This is a genomic window from Mesorhizobium tianshanense (genome assembly GCF_007830515.1).
Classification (GTDB): Bacteria; Pseudomonadota; Alphaproteobacteria; order Rhizobiales; family Rhizobiaceae; genus Mesorhizobium; species Mesorhizobium tianshanense.
Window position 1 is genome coordinate 9,733 of sequence record NZ_VLKT01000045.1, and the last position, 18,760, is coordinate 28,492.

At 63.7% G+C, this 18,760-nt stretch carries 16 protein-coding genes; 10 read left to right on the plus strand and 6 right to left on the minus strand.

Going from position 1 to position 18,760, the window contains the following annotated elements:
• The 4 genes from IQ26_RS28560 to ppa form a co-directional block, all read left to right on the plus strand.
• On the plus strand, positions 1-522 hold a 522-nt coding region (locus IQ26_RS28560), incomplete at its 5' end, for a TPM domain-containing protein (protein WP_208760231.1).
• A gap of 8 nt (positions 523-530) precedes the next feature.
• Positions 531-1,169 carry a TPM domain-containing protein gene (locus IQ26_RS28565; RefSeq protein WP_145721698.1) on the plus strand — a complete coding sequence of 213 codons (639 nt, stop codon included), beginning with the start codon at positions 531-533 and terminating at the stop codon, positions 1,167-1,169.
• Between the two features lie 120 nt (positions 1,170-1,289).
• Complete coding sequence (locus IQ26_RS28570; protein WP_145721699.1) at positions 1,290-1,796, plus strand: GNAT family N-acetyltransferase; 507 nt, start codon at positions 1,290-1,292, stop codon at positions 1,794-1,796.
• Between the two features lie 110 nt (positions 1,797-1,906).
• The gene (gene ppa / locus IQ26_RS28575) at positions 1,907-2,440 is read left to right on the plus strand and encodes an inorganic diphosphatase (RefSeq protein WP_145721700.1); all 534 of its coding nucleotides are present in this window, start codon (positions 1,907-1,909) and stop codon (positions 2,438-2,440) included.
• A 109-nt stretch (positions 2,441-2,549) separates the two neighbouring features.
• On the opposite strand, the gene IQ26_RS28580 is transcribed toward ppa, so the two are convergent.
• Together IQ26_RS28580 and IQ26_RS28585 are read right to left on the minus strand one after the other, a co-directional pair.
• The gene (locus tag IQ26_RS28580) at positions 2,550-3,140 is read right to left on the minus strand and encodes a hypothetical protein (RefSeq protein ID WP_145721701.1); all 591 of its coding nucleotides are present in this window, start codon (positions 3,138-3,140) and stop codon (positions 2,550-2,552) included.
• A 44-nt stretch (positions 3,141-3,184) separates the two neighbouring features.
• A complete protein-coding gene (locus IQ26_RS28585; RefSeq protein WP_145721702.1) occupies positions 3,185-3,802 on the minus strand; it encodes a TetR/AcrR family transcriptional regulator in 618 nt (205 codons plus the stop codon).
• A gap of 74 nt (positions 3,803-3,876) precedes the next feature.
• On the opposite strand from IQ26_RS28585, the gene IQ26_RS28590 reads away from it, so the two are divergent.
• Positions 3,877-5,160: an MFS transporter gene (locus IQ26_RS28590; protein ID WP_145721703.1), complete on the plus strand. Its 1,284-nt coding sequence runs from the start codon at positions 3,877-3,879 to the stop codon at positions 5,158-5,160.
• Between the two features lie 277 nt (positions 5,161-5,437).
• Positions 5,438-7,012 carry an alkaline phosphatase D family protein gene (locus IQ26_RS28595; protein ID WP_145721704.1) on the plus strand — a complete coding sequence of 525 codons (1,575 nt, stop codon included), beginning with the start codon at positions 5,438-5,440 and terminating at the stop codon, positions 7,010-7,012.
• Positions 7,013-7,167: 155 nt separating this feature from the next.
• On the opposite strand, the gene IQ26_RS28600 is transcribed toward IQ26_RS28595, so the two are convergent.
• Positions 7,168-7,449, minus strand: coding sequence for a hypothetical protein (locus IQ26_RS28600; RefSeq protein WP_145721705.1), 282 nt, complete (start codon positions 7,447-7,449; stop codon positions 7,168-7,170).
• A 200-nt stretch (positions 7,450-7,649) separates the two neighbouring features.
• Here IQ26_RS28600 and typA point away from each other — a divergent pair, with 200 nt between their 5' ends.
• Positions 7,650-9,479, plus strand: a complete 1,830-nt coding sequence (gene typA, locus IQ26_RS28605; RefSeq protein ID WP_145721706.1) for a translational GTPase TypA — start codon at positions 7,650-7,652, stop codon at positions 9,477-9,479.
• 59 nt (positions 9,480-9,538) lie between these two features.
• On the opposite strand, the gene IQ26_RS28610 is transcribed toward typA, so the two are convergent.
• The gene (locus IQ26_RS28610; protein WP_145721707.1) at positions 9,539-10,165 is read right to left on the minus strand and encodes a DUF1062 domain-containing protein; all 627 of its coding nucleotides are present in this window, start codon (positions 10,163-10,165) and stop codon (positions 9,539-9,541) included.
• A gap of 548 nt (positions 10,166-10,713) precedes the next feature.
• Between IQ26_RS28610 and IQ26_RS28615 the strand changes: the two genes are divergently transcribed.
• Positions 10,714-11,328 (plus strand): LysE family translocator, encoded by a 615-nt coding sequence (locus IQ26_RS28615; protein ID WP_145721708.1) that lies wholly within the window; start codon positions 10,714-10,716, stop codon positions 11,326-11,328.
• A 4-nt stretch (positions 11,329-11,332) separates the two neighbouring features.
• On the opposite strand, the gene IQ26_RS28620 is transcribed toward IQ26_RS28615, so the two are convergent.
• Both IQ26_RS28620 and IQ26_RS28625 read right to left on the minus strand, forming a co-directional pair.
• On the minus strand, positions 11,333-11,656 hold the full coding sequence (locus IQ26_RS28620) for a YciI family protein (protein WP_145721709.1): 324 nt from the start codon (positions 11,654-11,656) through the stop codon (positions 11,333-11,335).
• A 128-nt stretch (positions 11,657-11,784) separates the two neighbouring features.
• Positions 11,785-12,348 (minus strand): peroxidase-related enzyme, encoded by a 564-nt coding sequence (locus IQ26_RS28625; protein ID WP_145721710.1) that lies wholly within the window; start codon positions 12,346-12,348, stop codon positions 11,785-11,787.
• A gap of 136 nt (positions 12,349-12,484) precedes the next feature.
• On the opposite strand from IQ26_RS28625, the gene IQ26_RS28630 reads away from it, so the two are divergent.
• Both IQ26_RS28630 and IQ26_RS28635 read left to right on the plus strand, forming a co-directional pair.
• Complete coding sequence (locus tag IQ26_RS28630; protein ID WP_145721711.1) at positions 12,485-17,269, plus strand: NAD-glutamate dehydrogenase; 4,785 nt, start codon at positions 12,485-12,487, stop codon at positions 17,267-17,269.
• 92 nt (positions 17,270-17,361) lie between these two features.
• Complete coding sequence (locus IQ26_RS28635) at positions 17,362-18,741, plus strand: MFS transporter (RefSeq protein WP_145721712.1); 1,380 nt, start codon at positions 17,362-17,364, stop codon at positions 18,739-18,741.
• Positions 18,742-18,760: the final 19 nt, after the last annotated feature.

Sequence of the window (18,760 nt, forward strand, 5' to 3'; positions counted from 1 at the left end):
AACGACCGCAAGATGCGCATCGAGGTCGGCTACGGCCTGGAAGGCACGCTGACCGACCTGCACACCAAGCTGATCATCGAAAACGACATGGTGCCGGCCTTCCGCGCCGGCGATTTCCCGGGCGGCATAACCAAGGCCGTCGACGACATGGTCATGGTGCTGGAAGGCAATCCAGAGGAACTGGAAGCGCGCGGCGCCCGTAACCCGGCTGACGACAATTCCGTCGATCCCATCGTCGTGCTGTTCATTATCGTGTGGGCGACGCTGTTTTTTGGCGGCCTGGCGATGGCGTTCCTGCCGCCGATCTTCGGCACAAAGCTGTCGCCGGGCGTGTATAAATGGCTGGGCATGACATTCCGTTATGGCCAAAGGCGTTCCTCGTCCTCGGGCGGCGCCTGGACAACCGGTACTGGACGCGGCTGGTCATCGGGCCGTTCCGGCGGCGGCTGGTCGTCGGGCGGTGGCGGCGGGTTTTCGGGCGGCGGCTCGTCCGGTGGCGGCGGTTCTTCAGGAAGCTGGTGAGACACGACATGGCAACACGACCGATCAGCCCCGAGGATCATGACCGCATCGCCGAAGCGATCCGCGTCGCCGAATCAAGGACGGACGGCGAAATCTACTGCGTGGTGGCGCATGCCAGCGACGGCTATTTTTTCCCGGCCGCCTTCATGGCGACGCTGGCCATGTTCTTCGTCAGCCTTGCCGTCGCCTATGGGCTGGAAGCCTGGTGGCTGTCTATCCGCGTGCCGCATTTCGTCATCGCCCAGCTTCTGGCGCTGGTCAGCGTGCTTGTCCTGTTGTGGGCAGTGCCCGGCTTGCGCATCCACCTCGTGCCGAGGCGGCTGCGCTACCGGGCAGCACACGCCAATGCGATAAAGCAGTTCCTCGCCCGCAACGTCCATCGCACGACAGCACGCACCGGCGTGCTGGTCTTTGTCTCGATTGCCGAGCGCTACGCCGAGGTGGTCGCCGACAGCGGCATCGACGCCCAAGTTGGCCAGGATGTCTGGGACGGCGTCGTCCGCGACCTGACCGCCCATGCCGGTGACGATCGTCTCGCCGACGGCTTCGTCAAGGCGATCGAAACGACGGGCGCGGTGCTGGCCGAGCATTTCCCGGTCTCGTCCAACGACAGCAACGAGCTCGACGATCATCTGGTCGAGATTTGAGTCGATCCCAAACGTGCCCTGACAGCATCTCTGCGGGCCTGTCGATCGCCTGTGCGAAAGCACCGCACCGGCTGACCGGACTCTTGCATTCGGGCGGCGCCGGTTTATGGTTAACCAATTATGAACACGCTGAGCATCGACATCAGGAAAGCCGAGCCGCGCGACGCGGATGCAATAGCCGACGTGCACCAGCAGGCCTGGCGCGGCGCCTATGCCGGCATCATTCCGCATCGCACGCTGACGTCGATGATCAACCGCCGTGGCGCCGCCTGGTGGGCGAATGCCATCCGTCGCGCCGCCACCGTCCTGGTCGTCGAGATCGGCGGCAAGATCGCCGGCTACGCCACGATCGGCAAGAACCGGGCCCGCGAACTCAGGCAGCAGGGCGAGATCTACGAACTTTACCTGCGCCCGGAATATCAGGGCATTGGGCTCGGCAGCCGGCTATTCTCAGCCGCACGGGCGCGACTGGCGGATCACGGCCTGAAAGGCATGGTGGTGTGGGCGCTGGAGGACAACCAGGGCGCGCTCGCCTTCTATGCCGGTGCCGGCGGCCGCGACGTAGCCGAGGGCGTCGAAATTTTCGAGCAGAAGGCGCTGAAGAAGGTCGCTTTCGTCTGGGAATGATGGCCCGGCATTCCTCTCCATAGGCTCTCAGTCTGCCTCAGCACCATTCGCCGCATTGCACCATGCGCCGCCGCCCGCTATCGATCTCCAATCGAAAGAGGGACAAAGCCATGCGTATCCAAGCCATAGCCACCGGAAAGAACCCGCCGGAGGACGTCAACGTCATCATCGAGGTGCCGATCGGCGGCGAGCCGATCAAGTACGAGATGGACAAGGAGGCCGGCACGCTGTTCGTCGACCGCTTCCTGCACACCTCGATGCGCTATCCCGGCAATTACGGCTTCGTGCCGCACACGCTGTCGGGTGACGGCGATCCGATCGATGTACTGGTCTGCAACACGCGCGCGCTGGTGCCGGGTTGCGTCATCAATGTGCGGCCGATCGGCGTGCTGGTGATGGAAGACAATGCCGGCCTGGACGAGAAGATCATCGCGGTGCCTTCACCCAAGCTGACGCTACGCTACGAGAACATCACCGAATACACGCAACTGCCTGACATCACGCGCGACCAGGTGCAGCATTTCTTCGAACACTACAAGGATCTCGAACCCGGAAAATGGGTCAAGATCGAGGGCTGGCACGGTGCCGCCTACGCCAAGAAGATGATCGTCGAGGCGATCGAGCGGGCCAAGGCGAGCAAGTAGGCAAAGCACCCAAAGTCGGCGGGACAGCGCCCCCCTCTGCCCTGCCGGGCAGAGGGGGGCGTGAAGGATCGCCGAAGGGCGGCCGTTGCCGCGCACTTCCTCAGCACCACTAATTGTCGACGCGGCCGAAATCCGGTGCCTTGCCGATGACGACGCGCTTGTCCTTGCCGCAGGCAAAGGTCCGCGCCTTCTCGTCGGCGAGCCTGCGTGCCTGGTCGTTGGCACTGGGGTCGCCGGTGGCCAGCACCAGGCCGACGGTGCAGCCCTCGTAGGTCTCCGGCTGGGCTACCTTGGCGACGATCAGCACTTCGGTCGGTTTGTTCTCGTCTTCGGGGTTGCTGATCGAGCGACGGTGGATGACCGCGAAAGGAACGGCGCGATCACCGTTTGTCTCGATGCGCCATTCGATTTTGGGGCCAGCCGAATTGAAACCGATAAAGCTTTCCCAGACAGTGGTCATGTCGCTGGGCGGAAATCCGTAGAACAGCGATTCGCGGGCATCGTCGTAAGCGATCAGCACCGGGTACCCGCGATAGCCCGAGCAGGCGAGACTGGCCCAGTCGCCGTCGCCTTCCTCCGCCTGCGCGTAGGTCACGCAGTCCTTCTTCCCGTCGAGATCGGTGTAGGCGCTGGAAATGTCGCCGGCCTGGGCCGCCTGGCAGAGGCCGGCAAGGGCTAGCGGGATCAACAGGGTACGCATGGCGGGCATCTCCATTCTCGGGCTGCCCAGCGTATCGTCTAACGCTATTTCTTCAAGCTCGCCCCGATCAGCAGATCGGCATTCCTGGCCACCGATTGCGCCGGCCCGCCGAGCCCGAACAACTGGCCGCTGATATAGGCGCCCTCGATCAGGAGCAGCAGCCCGTCGCCCAGCGTGTCGGCGTCGGCGGCGCCCATCGCGGCGGCCATGGCGCGCAGGCGGCGGCGCAATTCCTGTTTGTTGGCCTCGCTCACAATGCGGGCCGGGTGGCCGTGCTCAGGATATTCGACGGCCGCGTTGGTCATGCCGCAGCCGCGATAGTTGGCTTTTTGCGTGCGCTTGCCGATGCGGGTCAGGAAGGCGGCGATCTGCGCGCGCGGATCACCGGGATGGGCAGCCACCGCCTCATCGAAGCGGCCCCAGAACTCGAGGTCGTATTGCCGGAGATAGGAGGCGGCCAGCTCGTCCTTGGACGGAAAACTGCGGTAGAGGCTGGGCTTGGTGACGCCGGCACGCCGCACGATCTCGTCGACGCCGATCGCCCTGATGCCTTGCCGGTAGAACAGGTCACGCGCCACGCCAAGGATCTTCTGAGCGGCCCGGGGTGGTGACGCCACATCATTCGCGTTGATCGTCGGTTCAATGCTTTTCATTCTCGACATAGTGTTGTCCGGTTGACAATGTTACCGAGCGGTACGTATACCTTTGATCCATCTGCAACGTACCGGTCAGTAACATGATAGCCCACTCCCGTCCGTTTGGCCAGCGCTACGCTTTCGTCGTGGTCGCCGTCATTTTCCTCTGTCTGCTGATCGCGGCGGGCCTCCGGTCGGCGCCGGCGGTCATGATGCTGCCGCTGGAGGAGAGCTTCGGCTGGCGGCGCGACGTCGTCTCGCTCGCCGCGGCCATAGGCATCTTCCTCTACGGTCTGACCGGGCCGTTTGCCGCGGCCTTGATGGAACGGGTCGGGCTGCGCCGCACGCTGCTGGCGGCGCTGGTGCTGATGTCGGGTTCGACGGCGCTCAGCCTGATGATGACCGAGCCATGGCACCTGCTTCTCACCTGGGGCGTGTTTTCCGGTGTCGGTTCCGGCGCGGTCGCCACGGTGCTTGGCGCCACCATCGTCAATCGCTGGTTCAAGACCAATCGCGGCCTGGTGATGGGACTGATGTCGGCCTCCGCCGCTACCGGCCTGCTGGTGTTCCTGCCGCTGCTTGCCGCGCTCGCCCAGTCGGGCGGCTGGAAGCCGGTCGCCATCACTATCGCGGTCGCCACCGCCAGCCTGCTGCCGCTGGTCTATCTGCTGGTGCCGGAGCGCCCGGCCTCGATCGGCATGGTACGCTACGGCGCTGAGGCCGACGACGTGCCGCCGGTTCCGCCGGCCTCGCAGGGCAATTTCCTGATGCACACGCTCAACACGCTGCGCCGCGCCGCCGGCACACGCGTGTTCTGGTATCTGTTCGCCACCTTCTTCATCTGCGGCTTCACCACCAATGGACTGGTTGGCACGCACCTGATCGCGTTTTGCGGCGACATGGGCATCGGTGAGGTGCAAGCCGCCGGCCTGCTGTCGCTGATGGGCATCTTCGACCTGATCGGCACGACGCTGTCGGGCTGGCTGACCGACCGCTTCGATCCGCGCAAGCTGCTCGGCGTCTATTATGCGATCCGCGGCCTGTCGCTGATCTATCTGCCTTACTCCGGCTTTTCGTCGACCAGCCTGATCATCTTCGCCGTGCTCTACGGATTGGACTGGATCGCCACCGTGCCGCCGACGCTCAGGCTGTCGAACGAGGCGTTCGGCGACCGCAGCGGGCCGATCGTCTTCGGCTGGATCGTCGCCGGTCATCAAGTGGGCGCTGCGACCGCAGCCCTCTTCGGCGGCACCATGCGTGAATTGCAGGGCAATTACGAACTTGCCTTCCTCATCGCCGGTATGACCGCGATAGCCGCAGCCTGCATCTCGCTGTTGATCAACACCAGCCGGCCGGCCTTCGAGCCGGAACCGCAGGCGGCGTAGGGCACGCGACGGCTGAGCGCTAATCTCCCCCCTTGAGGGGGAGATGGCCGCGAAGCGGCCAGAGGGGGTCGGTCCGACCGGGCTCGGCCCCTTATCGCAGACGCAGGAGGTCGGCGCTCCACGCGAGACGACCCCCTCTGTCGCCTTCGGCGACATCTCTTCCTCAAGGGGGGAGATTACCTGTCCACTGTTATCAAACCTTCATGATTTCGAAATGCGCCTGAAACATTGACGCTGGAGCTTGGTGGCGACGTTCAACGCCATCCAGGAGACAGCCATGAACAAAATTTCGATGACGCGGCGCGCTTTTGTCACGTCGGCGAGCGCCGTTGGCCTCGTCGGCGCCTCGGGCCTCGCGCTTCCATACTATTCCCGCGCCAATCAGCGGCCGGCTTTCACCCATGGCGTCCAGTCCGGCGATGTCGACGCCACCAGCGGCATGGTCTGGACGCGCACCGATCGCCCGTCGCGCGTCATGTTCGAAGTGTCGTCGACGGAGAATTTCGCCAACGCCGTTCGTCTTGCGCCGCTCGATACGTCGCCTGCCAGCGATTACACGGTCAAGCGGCTGCTCACCGACCTCGCCTCCGACCAGGACATCTTCTATCGTATGATTGCGGCCGATCTCGCCGACGTCAACGCCGTCTCCGAGCCGATCGTCGGCCGCTTCCGCACGGCGCCGGCTTCGAAGCGCGACATCCGGTTCGCCTGGTCGGGCGACACCGCCGGCCAGGGCTGGGGCATCGACGAGACCGGCATGAAGACCTACGCCACGATCGGCAAGCATACGCCCGACTTCTTCCTGCATTCGGGCGACACCATTTATGCCGACGGCGCGATGAAGGACGAGGTCGACCTTCCCGGCGGCGGCAAGTGGAAGAACACCGTCCTCATCGACGAAAAGCGCAAGGTTGCCGAGACGCTGGACGAATACCGGGGTCAGTGGAAGTACAACATGATGGACAGGAACGTGCAGCGGCTCAACGCCATCTGCCCGACCTTCTACCAGTGGGACGACCACGAGGTGGTGAACAACTGGTCGGATTCGAAGGACCTGAGCGCCGACGACCGCTATTCGGAAAAGTCCATCCATGTGCTGACGGCGCGCGCGGCGCGCGCCTTCCACGAGATGACGACGATCCGCTACGAGCCATCGGAACCCGGCCGTGTCTATCGCAAGATCGCCTACGGGCCGCTGCTCGACGTGTTCTTCCTCGACATGCGTTCCTATCGTGGCCCCAATAGTCCGGGTATGCAGGATACGGTGACGCCGCAATCGCGCATTCTCGGCGAACAGCAGACGCGGTGGCTGAAGCGCGAACTGGCAAACTCCAACGCGACCTGGAAAATCATCGCCGCCGACATGCCGCTCGGTCTCATCGTCTGGAACGACGCCACCAAGAAGGCTGGCGCCGAGGCCGTCAGCAATGGCGACAATGGCCCAGCCAAGGGCCGCGAGTTGGAAATTGCCGACCTCCTTCGCTACATAAAGAATGCCGGCATCGACAACACCGTCTGGCTGACCGCCGACGTGCATTACACGGCGGCGCACTACTACAATCCTGACAAGGCGCAGTTCCAGGACTTCAACCCGTTCTGGGAATTCGTCTCAGGTCCGCTCCACGCCGGCACATTCGGTCCCAACGATTTCGACATGACCTTCGGCCCGGAGCTGAAATTCATCAAGGCGCCGACCGCCGAGCAAGGACAGAACGTGCCGCCTTCGGCCGGGCTGCAGTTCTTCGGTCTCGTCGACATCGACGGCGCCACCGAACAGATGACGGTGCGGCTGATGGATCGCGACGACAACGAACTCTACAAGGTCACGCTCGATCCGGTGCAGTCGGCGTGAGGCCGTTCACCCTCCCCCTTGTGGGGAGGGTCGGCGAGGCGGCTTCGCAAAGAAGCCGGCGAGACGGGTGGGGGTGAAGCGCCGGCATAGGTGGGGGACCCCAACCCCGCTCCGCTTCGCGGATCGACCCTCCCCACAAGGGGGAGGGTAAAGTGTCAGTCCAGATAGCAGACGGTTGGAATGTTGGGCCAGACCGCGCTGTCGCAGCCGGCGTTTTTCTGCCTCTGCTTGAAGGCGGCGCTGACCGGCCCGGTCACCACCGGGTCGACGCCATCGGGAGCATCGGCAAAAAGCTGCTCCGCCGAACGCGTATCGGACGGCAGGGCAGGGCGTGCCTCGTTGAGGGTCGCCGCCGATTGAGCGGCGCCTGCTGCAAGGAGCACGCCTAGGGCAGCCCATGCGAAGATTGGCCGGTATCTGATGCCCGTTTTGGTCATGAAATTTGAACTGCCCCGACCGTGAAAGGTTCCGCATTGGTTAATAATTTCATTTCATACCAAGACGCTTAAGATTTGGTGACCATGTATTTGGTGACACGCCTCCTCTTTCGCAATTGCGAAAAACCCTGTATGAGCCGCGCAACCGAAAGAGGCAGCGCCTTTTGGCTTGCTGCCTGCAACGCTCCCGAGACCACAACATGAACCTCCGCAATATCGCGATCATCGCGCACGTCGACCATGGAAAAACCACCCTCGTCGACCAGCTCCTGAAGCAGTCCGGCTCCTTCCGCGACAACCAGCGCGTCGCCGAACGCGCCATGGATTCGAACGACCTCGAAAAGGAACGCGGCATCACCATCCTGGCCAAGGCGACCTCGGTCGACTGGAAGGACACCCGCATCAACATCGTCGACACCCCCGGCCACGCCGATTTCGGCGGTGAAGTCGAGCGCATCCTGTCGATGGTGGATTCGGCCATCGTGCTGGTCGACGCCGCCGAAGGGCCGATGCCGCAGACTAAGTTCGTCGTCGGCAAAGCGCTCAAGGTCGGGCTGAAGCCGATCGTCGTCATCAACAAGATCGACCGGCCCGACGCCCGCCATGTCGAGGTGGTGAACGAGGTGTTCGACCTGTTTGCGGCACTCGACGCGACCGACGAGCAGCTCGACTTCCCGATCCTCTACGGTTCCGGCCGCGACGGCTGGGTCTCGGAAAATCCGGAAGGTCCGAAGGACCAGGGCCTTGCGCCGCTGTTCGATCTAGTCATCAAGCATGTGCCGGCGCCGACCGTCCACCCCGGCCCGTTCCGCATGATCGGCACCATCCTGGAGGCCAACCCCTTCCTCGGCCGCATCATCACCGGCCGCATCGAGAGCGGAACACTGAAATCCAACCAGGCGGTCAAGGTGCTGCACCATGACGGCACCCAGGTCGAAACCGGCCGCATCTCGAAGATCCTTGCCTTCCGCGGGCTTGAGCGCCAGCCGATCGACGAGGCGCAGGCGGGCGACATCGTCGCCATTGCCGGCCTGTCGAAAGGCACTGTCGCCGACACGTTCTGCGACTCGTCGGTGACCGAACCGCTGCATGCGCAGCCGATCGATCCGCCGACCGTGACGATGTCGTTCCTCGTCAACGACTCGCCGCTGGCCGGCACCGAGGGCGACAAGGTGACCAGCCGCGTCATCCGCGACCGCCTGCTGCGCGAGGCCGAGGGCAATGTCGCGCTGAAGATCGAGGAATCGCCGGACAAGGATTCGTTCTTCGTCTCCGGACGCGGCGAATTGCAGCTTGCCGTGCTGATCGAGACGATGCGCCGCGAAGGTTTCGAGATCGCCGTGTCGCGGCCGCGCGTCGTCATGCAGCAGGGCGACAACGGCGAATTGCTGGAGCCGGTCGAGGAAGTCGTTATCGACGTCGACGAGGAGCATGCCGGCGTCGTCGTGCAGAAGATGTCGGAGCGCAAGGCCGAGATGGTCGAATTGCGCCCGTCGGGCGGCAACCGCCAGCGCATCGTCTTCCACGCGCCGACGCGCGGCCTGATCGGCTACCAGTCGGAACTGTTGACCGATACGCGCGGCACCGCGGTGATGAACCGGCTGTTCCACGCCTATCAGCCCTACAAGGGCGAGCTGCCGGGCCGCACCAACGGCGTGCTGATCTCCAACGAACAGGGTGAATCGGTGGCTTACGCCATGTGGAACCTGGAAGACCGCGGCCCGATGGTCATCGACCCGGGCGTCAAGGTCTATCAAGGCATGATCATCGGCATTCATTCACGCGACAACGACCTCGAAGTCAACGTGCTGAAGGGCAAGAAGCTGACCAACATCCGCGCCGCTGGCAAGGACGAGGCGGTGAAGCTGACGCCGCCGATCCGCATGACGCTGGAACGCGCGCTGGCCTGGATCCAGGACGACGAGCTGGTCGAGGTGACGCCGAAAACCATCCGGCTGCGCAAGCTCTATCTCGACCCGAACGAGCGCAAGCGTTTTGAGAAGTCGGCGAAAGTGGTCGGCGCGGCGTAAGCCACTTTTTCTTAGCGATTATGAGGGAGGGAGCACGCGCGTGCTCCCTCCCTTTTTGTTTATCCGCCGGCAGCCGAGATAATGGCTCCCCGATCGGATTCGCCGGCCAGATCGATGCGGATCACCGTTCCCGTTCGGGCCGGCTTGCGCAAGGCTTTGGCATCGTGCGGATCGACAAGCAGCCGCCGCTTCCCTTCCCAAGCCTGAAGCCGCGATCGTGAGATACCGAGTTCGCTGGCGAGCAGCCGGTCGAGCCGTAGCGCTGTCGGCATTTCGAGCCCGAGCTGGAGTTCGAGAGCGGTGGTGTTTTCCGGCCTGTCACCGAGCACCTCCTTATGAACGGCGGCTTCGGGAAACTCCTCGACGCGCCCGATCCTGCTCCGCAGTGCGACAACATCGAAGGCATGCCGACACGCCAGCGCCGAGTCGTTGCTTTCGAGCGCCCGCAGCAGCGCAGGCTCGATGTCGTGGCGGTTGCACCGCTCCAGAATGCCGAAATTCCAGGAATTGTCGCAATCGATGCAGCGGTAGATCAGCCACGCATCGATGCGTTTGCCATTGGCGTTGACGCGGAATTTCCCGCTGCAGCGGTAAGCCTTGAAGGCGCCGCAGCGATTGCAGTTGATGTGAGGTCGAGGCGCGGTTTTGGGCACGATCGCCCAGCGGATACGCAGTATCGAAGACATGCCGAAAAGCCCTTCCCGTCGGGAAGTTCGTCAGATCGGCGATGTCGAGATGCCCATGCGGGCACGGCGTGGCGAGAGGCTGCGGTGGTCGGAAATCAGGCGTCGCGGGTGATTGCGCGACAGCGGTTCAGCGGTGCCAAACCGGTCTCGAACCGCCACCCTGAGGAACACGTGAAATGAAACAGACGTCGCCAATGCGGCGCCATGCAATGTGTCGGGGGAGTTGACGAGACCGGCGGTTACGTTGGCAAAGTGAAGCTCGAAATTGTGTCGGGGGCGAAACTACTAGCCGTGAGGTGCCGGGCCGGCAAGACTCTTATTTCTCGAACGTTGGCGCCGCCCCTCATCCGCCTGCCGGCACCTTCTCCCCGTGAAGGACGGGGAGAAGGGATCAGCCGCAACGCTGGCGACCCCCCTCTCCCCGTTTTTCACGGGGAGAGGGTAAGGGTGAGGGGCGGCATCAACACAAGCGATTGTCTTGCCTTTGCCAAAGCTTCCGCTGTTGGGCTAATATTGAGCGGTCAACGTCCCAACCAAAGATCCCGGTCATGCACTTCACGTCGCTTCTGATCTTCGCCGCCGCCCTTTTCGTCGCCGCCGGCTCGCCAGGCCCCTCGATCGCCGCGCTGGTGGCGCGGGTCATCGCAAAGGGCTTTCGCGACGTGTTCCCGTTCCTGCTCGCCATGTGGATCGGCGAGGGCATCTGGCTGTCGCTGGCGGTGTTTGGGCTGGCGATGGTGGCGCAGACCTTTCATCTCGCCTTCGTCGTGTTGAAATGGGTCGGCGTCGCCTATCTCGGCTACCTCGCCTGGAAGATGTGGACCGCACCGGTCGAGGCGCGCGAGGGCGAGATGCCGCGCGAGGAGTCGGCCGTCAAGCTGTTCTTTGCCGGCATGGCTGTAACGCTCGGCAATCCCAAGATCATGATGTTCTATCTGGCGCTGCTGCCGACCATCATCGATCTCGCCTCGGTCAGTGTCATCGGCTGGGTCGAGCTGACGGCGACCATGGCCGTGGTTCTGGTCGCCATCGATCTGGCCTGGGTGCTCGCGGCAGCGCAGGCGCGAAAACTGCTCAGGAGCAAGCGGGCAATGAAGATCGCCAATCGCGTCAGCGCCACCACCATGGCCGGTGCCGCGGCGGCGATCGCGGCGAGATCCTGAGCGATCACATCATCTCGATGATCGGCGCGATCTCGACGCTGAAAGCCGGGTCCGTCAGGATAGGACAATCCTTGGCCTTGCCGACGGCATCGTCGATGTCTTTCGCTTCGATGATTGTGTAACCGGCGGTCGGATTACTGCCGCCATTGTTCTCGACTTTGCCGCCGGGCAGCACGGTCTTCGACATGCCGACCGGATTGCCACCGTCGACCACGGCCGAGCCAAGCTTGCCGTACCAGCCGTTCCAGGCATCCATCGCTGCTTTCCGTTCGGCCTCCTCGGTCGGCATCTTGCCGGAGCCGTGATAGACATAGAGAAACTTCGCCATGTTCTCCTCCCTTGATCCGCGGCATCGAACCGGCATGCGGCCACGCCGCACACCGATCATCGGATCAAACCGGTAAACAAGCAACGAAAATGCGAAGCAGCTAATATAAGGCGCGGTTGGTTCGCACCTCACCTTGCCATCGCGTGGTATTCATCGTTCGGCCGCATGTCGACTGCCGCCGCCACCCGGTTCGACATGTTGAAGAAGGCGGCGGTCGAGGCGATGTCCCAGATGTCGCGGTCGGAAAAGCCGGCCTCACGCAGCGCTGCCCGGTCGGCCTCGACGATCTTTGCCGGCTCTTCGGTCAGCTTCACCGCGAATTCGAGCATCGCCTTCTGTCTGTCGGAAAGGTCGGCGGCGCGGAAATTCATCACCATCATCTCGCCGAAGGCCGGGTCCTCTGAAAGCTGGCGCACCGCCGCGCCATGGGCGGTCAGGCAATAATAGCAGTGGTTGATGGAGGAGACGGCCACCGCGATCATCTCGCGCTCCAGCTTCGACAACCCCGACTCGCCCAGCATCAGGTCATTGTACATGTCGGTGAAGGCACGCAGCTTCTTCTCGTCGAAGGCGTAGGCCAGAAGCACATTGGGAACGAGGCCGAGCTTCTCCTCGCATTTGGCGAAATAGGCTTTCGTCGCTTCGCTCAGTTCCGCGGGTGCGAGATCGAGTGCGGTGATTTTTCCGGCCATGGGGTGTTTTTCCTCGTTCGTCGGTGATTTGCTGCCGAATTCCGACATTTCGTCGCTACCGTCAAACCTTTGTCGCCAAATAACGGTCATCTGCTACCATAGTCGCAAAAGCATGTGACGGGAGGGAATTAGCGCCATGGCCAGCCTGAAATCAGCAAGCCAGTTGAAAAAGATGAGCACGGCCAAGGGCAGCGAAAAGCCCGGCAGGCTTGCCGATTACCTGCTGGCCCGAGCGCCGGCTGAAGATGTCGCCGCCTATGATGTCGGCGACCTCGAACGCGCCGCCGATCTCGCCGGACGCGCCGTCGCCCGGCACAGGAAGGGCGATTGCGTCGTCGCCATAGACGTCGATTCCGGCGTTGTCCGCCAGGGCAGGGCGATGACCGTGATCACCGTCGTCAACGACAACATGCCGTTCCTGTTCGATTCCATCCTCGGCGAGATCACCGAGAGCGCCGGCGAGCCGCTGGTCGTCACCCATCCGGTCATCGTCGTGAGGCACGGCAAAAGCGGGGTCGACGAAATCCTCGGTGATGGCGGCTTTGCCAAGGGCGATCACAATTATGAACGGCTGAGCGTCATTCACGTCCATATCGGCCGACTTTCGGCCGAGCAGGCCGAGGCCTTGGCAGGGCGGCTGAAGAAAATATCGGGCCAGGTGCGCGCCGCCGTCACCGACTGGAAGCCGATGCTGGCCCGTCTCGACCAGGCGATCTCGGAGTTCCGCTACGCTCCGGTGCCGCTCGACAAGGCCCACGTCACCGAGGCGATCGCCTTCCTCGAATGGCTGCGCGACGACAATTTCACCTTCCTCGGCATGCGGGAGTTTAAATACACCGGCGGCGAGAAGAGCGGCACCCTGGAGCGCACCGAAAAACCCGGCCTCGGCATCCTCTCCGATCCCGACGTGCTGGTGCTGCGGCGCGGCACCGAAGCCGTGACGACGACGCCGGAGATTCGTGCCTTCCTATACGGGCCGGAACCGCTGATCGTCACCAAGGCCAATGCCAAGTCGGCGGTGCACCGCCGCATCTATCTCGACTACATCGGCGTCAAGACCTACACAGCCAAGGGTGCGCTTGCGGGTGAGCTACGCATCGTCGGCCTGTTCACCTCGACCGCCTATACGCGCTCGGTGATGAAGATTCCTTACCTCAGGTCGAAGGCCGAAACCATCATCGCCAAGTCCGGTTTCAACCCTGAAGATCATTCCGGCAAGGCGCTGATCAACGTGTTGGAGAGCTACCCGCGCGACGAGCTGTTCCAGGTTCCGGTGCCAATCCTGCGCAAGCACGCCGAAGCCATTCTGGGGCTTGTCGAACGGCCGCGTGTCAGGGCATTGGTGCGTGCTGATCAGTTCGACCGCTTCGTCTCGATCCTCGTCTTCGTCCCGCGCGACCGTTACGACAGCGTGGTGCGCGAGAAGATCGGCGCCTATTTGAAGACCGTGTTCGAAGGCCGGCTGTCGGCCTACTACCCGGCCTTCCCGGAAGGCGGGCTGGCTCGTGTCCACTTCATCATTGGCCGTTCCGGCGGCAAGACGCCGAAGATCGACCAGGCGACGATCGAGGCGGCGATCCGCGCCATCGTGCGGACCTGGGACGATGCGCTGCGCGAGACCGCGGCCGAGACCGGCGCCGATGCAGCGCTCACGGCGATCGCCGCGCGCTTCTCGGAAAGCTACCGCGACAGCTTCTCGCCGGCCGTCGCGCTGGCCGATGCCGGGCGTATTGCCAAGATCGATGCGGCCAATCCGATCGCCATCGACTACTACCGTCATGCCGACCAGGAGCCGCATCAGGCGGCGCTGAAGATCTATCACCATGGCAGCCCGGTGGCGCTGTCGCGACGGGTGCCGGTGCTGGAGAACATCGGTTTCCGCGTTATCAGCGAGCGCACCTTCGAGGTCGGCGACGAAGCATTCGGCATGGTCTTCATCCACGACATGGAGCTCGAAAACAGCTACGGCCAGCCGATCGACCTTGGCAATGGCGGCGCGCTGTTCGAGGACGCGTTCCTTTCCGTCTGGCGCGGCGACATCGACAATGACGGGTATAACTGCCTTGCCCAGACCGCCGGCCTGTGGTCGGACGAGGTTACCATCCTGCGCGCCTATGGCCGCTATCTGCAGCAGGCCGGCATCCCGCAGAGCCAGGATTTCATCGCCGCCGCGCTCAACCGCTATCCGGAGATCGCGCGCGGCCTGCATGCGCTGTTCGTTGCACGCCTCGGACCGACGGCCGAGACGGAAGGCGTGGTCGCGGCCAAGCATCTCAAGGCCAAGATCAAGGATGCCTTGGAAGAGGTTCCCAATATCGACGACGATACTATCATACGCCGCTATCTCAACCTGATCGAAGCCTCGCTGCGCACCAATCATTTCGTTGCCGATACGAAGGAGAAGGGCCAATCGCTGGCGATCAAACTCGATTCGCAGGCGGTCGACGGTCTGCCGGCGCCGCGGCCGTGGCGGGAGATTTTCGTCTACGGTTCCGAGGTCGAAGGTGTGCATCTGCGCTTCGGCCCGGTCGCACGTGGCGGCCTGCGCTGGACGGACCGCGCCCAGGACTACCGCACCGAGGTGCTCGGCCTGGTCAAGGCGCAGCAGGTCAAGAATGCGGTGATCGTACCGGTCGGCGCCAAGGGCGGTTTCTATCCGAAGAAGCTGCCGACGGGCGCCGGTCGCGATGCCATCTTCGAAGCCGGCGCATCCGCCTACAGGAACTACGTCTCCAGCCTGTTGTCGATCACCGACAATATCGGCATCGACCAGGTCATCCCGCCGGCCGGCGTGATCAGGCGCGACCAGGACGATCCCTATTTCGTCGTCGCCGCCGACAAGGGCACGGCGACCTTCTCCGACACCGCCAATGCCATCAGCGAGAAGCATGGCTTCTGGCTCGACGACGCCTTCGCCAGCGGCGGCTCGGCCGGCTACGACCATAAGAAGATGGGCATCACCGCCAAGGGCGCCTGGGAAGCGGTCAAGCGGCATTTCCGCGAGATGAACCGCAACATCCAGACCACACCTTTCACCGTCGTCGGCGTCGGCGATATGTCGGGCGACGTGTTCGGCAACGGGATGCTGTTGTCCGAGCAGACCCGGCTGATCGCTGCGTTCGACCATCGCGACATCTTCATCGATCCCGACCCCGACATGGCCGCTTCGATGGCCGAGCGCCGGCGCATGTTCGCCCTGCCGCGATCGAGTTGGCAGGACTACGACAAGACGAAGCTGTCCGAAGGCGGCGTCATCGTCTCGCGCAGCCAGAAATCGATCACGCTGCCGCCGGCCGCGGCCGCGGCGGTCGGCCTTGGCAAGACGACCGCCTCGCCGGTAGAGATCATGAATGCCATCCTCAAGGCGCCGGTCGACCTTTTGTGGTTCGGCGGCATCGGCACGTATCTGAGGGCATCGACAGAAACCAACCAGGATGTCGGCGATCGCGCCAACGATGCCATTCGGGTGACCGCGCTCGACGTGCGCGCCAAGGTCATCGGCGAGGGCGCCAATCTCGGCGTGACGCAGCGGGCGCGCATCGAGTTTGGGCTGAATGGCGGGCGCTGCAATTCCGACGCCATCGACAATTCGGGCGGCGTCAACTGCTCCGACGTCGAGGTCAATATCAAGATCGCGCTGGCTTCCGCCATGCGCAAGGGGGCGCTGACCCGCCCAGTACGCAACAAGCTTCTTGCCGAGATGACCGACGAGGTGAGCACGCTGGTGCTGTCCAACAATTACGAGCAGACGCTGGCGCTGTCCCTTGCCCGCAAGCGCGGCCTCGCCGACATCGCCCATCAGAGCCGATTCATGACGACGCTCGAAGCGCGCGGGCTGCTCGACCGCGCGGTGGAGACGCTGCCGTCGCCGGCAGCCCTTGCCGAGCGCGAGGCGCGTGGCGAGCCGTTGACCAGGGCCGAGCTCGGCGTGCTGCTCGCCTATGCCAAGATCGTGCTGTTTTCCGACATCGTCGCCAGCGACGTGCCGGACGATCCGCATTTCGACCGTGACCTGATGGGCTATTTTCCAGACCGTATGGCGAAGAAATACGCGGCCGAGATCCATGGCCATCGCCTGCGCCGCGAAATCATCGCCCGTGTCGTCGCCAACGATCTGGTCAATCGCGGCGGTCCGACCTTCGTCGACCGGCTGCAGGAAGCGACCGGCCGCAGTGTCGCCGACGTGGTTCGGACCTTTGCCCTGGTGCGGGACGGCTTCGGCTTGCCGGCACTCTATCGCGAGATAGACGCGCTCGACAACCAGATCGACGGGCAGGTGCAGCTCGACCTTTATCAGACCGTTAGCCGGCTTATCTATGTGGCCAGCGGCTGGTATCTCAAGAACGATGGCAGCACCGCACCGCTCGGCCAACGGATCGCCGAATTGCAGGACGCGCGCAAGGCACTGGAGCCGAAGCTCGTTTCGCTGCTGCCGGCCTTCTCTCGCGAACGGATCGAGGAGCGGCGGCACGGCCTGTCCAAGGGCGGCGCGCCCGAAAGGCTGGCCGAACAGCTGGCGCTGACCGACGTGGCGGGCCTCGTCCCCGACATCGCGCTGACGGCCCGGACCGCGAATGCCGATATCATCGCGGCCGCGAAGGCTTTTTTCGCGGTCAGCGATGCCTTCCGCATTCCGCGCGTCGAGGACGCTGCGCGCTCGATCATGCCGTCCGACTACTACGATCAGCTGGCTCTTTCCCGCGCCACCGACACGATCGGCGCCGCCAGGCGCGGCATCGCGGTGGCGGCGCTCACCGGTCATGCCAAGGCGGCGGACCCGGTGGCGGCATGGCTGGATGCCGGCGGCGACCGGGTCGGGCGTATCCGCGAGCAGCTGCAGGCGCTGACCGAGGGCGGCGACATCACTGTGTCGCGGCTGGCGGTGGCATCGGGGCTGATGAGCGACCTGACGGCGCTGTGAGAAGTCTTCCACATCGCGCAGGATTGCCGGCAAGAACTGCGCTATAGAGCGAAGCGGTTCCCCGCTTCGGGGCGCCGTTCGTGGGAGGGCAAATGGCCGAGGTAGCAGTGCAGCGAGCGCCCGAACGCGGCATCTGGGGGTGGATGCTATTCGACTGGGCAGCGCAGCCGTTCTTTACGGTCATCACCACCTTCATCTTCGGTCCCTATTTCGTCTCGCGCATGGCGAGCGATCCGGAGACAGGCCAGGCGGCATGGGGTTACGGCATCGCCGCGGCGGGGCTGGCCATCGCCGTGCTGTCGCCGATACTCGGCTCGATCGCCGACCAGACCGGCCCGCGAAAACCGTGGATCGCGTTCTTCGCCGCGATCAAGATCAGCAGCCTTTGCCTGCTGTGGTTCGCTGCTCCCGGTTCGAACCTCTTTCTGGTCGTGCTGCTCTTCTCGCTGGCCTCGGTCGCGGCGGAATTCTCGACCGTATTCAATGATTCGATGATGCCGCGCCTGGTGCCCAAGAGCGAAATCGGCCGAATCTCGAACATCGCCTGGGGGCTTGGCTATCTCGGCGGCATGATCGCGCTGATCTTCGTCGTCGCCTTCATGGCGGGCTCGCTGGAGACCGGCAAGACGATTGTCGGCCTCGACCCTATCCTCGGGCTAGACCCGAAACTCGGCGAGGACGCGCGGGCGACCGGGCCCCTGTCGGCGGCCTGGTATTTCCTGTTCATCCTGCCAATGTTCTTTTTCACACCGGATGCGATAAAAGGCCTTCCGATCGGTCCGGCGGTACGCGAAGGGCTGTCGGAACTGAAATCGACGCTGGGCGAAATACGCAAGCGCAGCGGCATCTTCCGCTTTCTCGTCGCCCGCATGATCTATCAGGATGGCGTCAATGCATTGCTTGCGCTGGGCGGTGCCTTTGCGGCGGCGATGTTCCACTGGTCGATCACCGAGATCGGCCTGTTCGGCATCATCCTCAATGTCGTCGCCATCGTCGGCTGCCTGGTTGCCGCGCGCCTCGATACGGCGCTCGGCTCCAAGACCATAGTGATGATTTCGCTTGTCCTGCTCAGCGTCGCCACGATCGGCATCGTCTCGACCGGGCCGGGCTATACGCTGTTCGGCGCCTGGATGATGCCCGGAGCGGATAGCGGCGGGTTGTTCGGCACACCGGCGGAAAAAGCCTACATCTTCTTCGGTCTGCTGATCGGGCTTGCCTTCGGGCCGGTGCAGGCATCGTCGCGCTCCTATATGGCGCGCAGCGTCACCGCCGCCGAATCGGGCCGCTATTTTGGCATCTATGCCCTGGCCGGACGCGCGACCAGTTTTGCTGCACCATTCATGGTGGCCACGATCACCTTGGCCAGCGGCTCGTCGCGGCTGGGCATGGCGGCAATTGTGCTGTTCCTCGGCGTCGGCCTGGCGATCTTGGTCAGGACACCGTATCCGGCGGACAACCGGTCGGCGGAGTGAGCTTATCCTCCCTCGATCC

Coding starts and splice junctions, on each gene's coding strand:
- IQ26_RS28565 (WP_145721698.1), top strand. CDS start 531: ATGGCAACACGACCGATCAGCCCCGAGGATCATGACCGCATCGCCGAA.
- IQ26_RS28570 (WP_145721699.1), top strand. CDS start 1,290: ATGAACACGCTGAGCATCGACATCAGGAAAGCCGAGCCGCGCGACGCG.
- ppa (WP_145721700.1), top strand. CDS start 1,907: ATGCGTATCCAAGCCATAGCCACCGGAAAGAACCCGCCGGAGGACGTC.
- IQ26_RS28580 (WP_145721701.1), bottom strand. CDS start 3,140: ATGCGTACCCTGTTGATCCCGCTAGCCCTTGCCGGCCTCTGCCAGGCG.
- IQ26_RS28585 (WP_145721702.1), bottom strand. CDS start 3,802: ATGTCGAGAATGAAAAGCATTGAACCGACGATCAACGCGAATGATGTG.
- IQ26_RS28590 (WP_145721703.1), top strand. CDS start 3,877: ATGATAGCCCACTCCCGTCCGTTTGGCCAGCGCTACGCTTTCGTCGTG.
- IQ26_RS28595 (WP_145721704.1), top strand. CDS start 5,438: ATGAACAAAATTTCGATGACGCGGCGCGCTTTTGTCACGTCGGCGAGC.
- IQ26_RS28600 (WP_145721705.1), bottom strand. CDS start 7,449: ATGACCAAAACGGGCATCAGATACCGGCCAATCTTCGCATGGGCTGCC.
- typA (WP_145721706.1), top strand. CDS start 7,650: ATGAACCTCCGCAATATCGCGATCATCGCGCACGTCGACCATGGAAAA.
- IQ26_RS28610 (WP_145721707.1), bottom strand. CDS start 10,165: ATGTCTTCGATACTGCGTATCCGCTGGGCGATCGTGCCCAAAACCGCG.
- IQ26_RS28615 (WP_145721708.1), top strand. CDS start 10,714: ATGCACTTCACGTCGCTTCTGATCTTCGCCGCCGCCCTTTTCGTCGCC.
- IQ26_RS28620 (WP_145721709.1), bottom strand. CDS start 11,656: ATGGCGAAGTTTCTCTATGTCTATCACGGCTCCGGCAAGATGCCGACC.
- IQ26_RS28625 (WP_145721710.1), bottom strand. CDS start 12,348: ATGGCCGGAAAAATCACCGCACTCGATCTCGCACCCGCGGAACTGAGC.
- IQ26_RS28630 (WP_145721711.1), top strand. CDS start 12,485: ATGGCCAGCCTGAAATCAGCAAGCCAGTTGAAAAAGATGAGCACGGCC.
- IQ26_RS28635 (WP_145721712.1), top strand. CDS start 17,362: ATGGCCGAGGTAGCAGTGCAGCGAGCGCCCGAACGCGGCATCTGGGGG.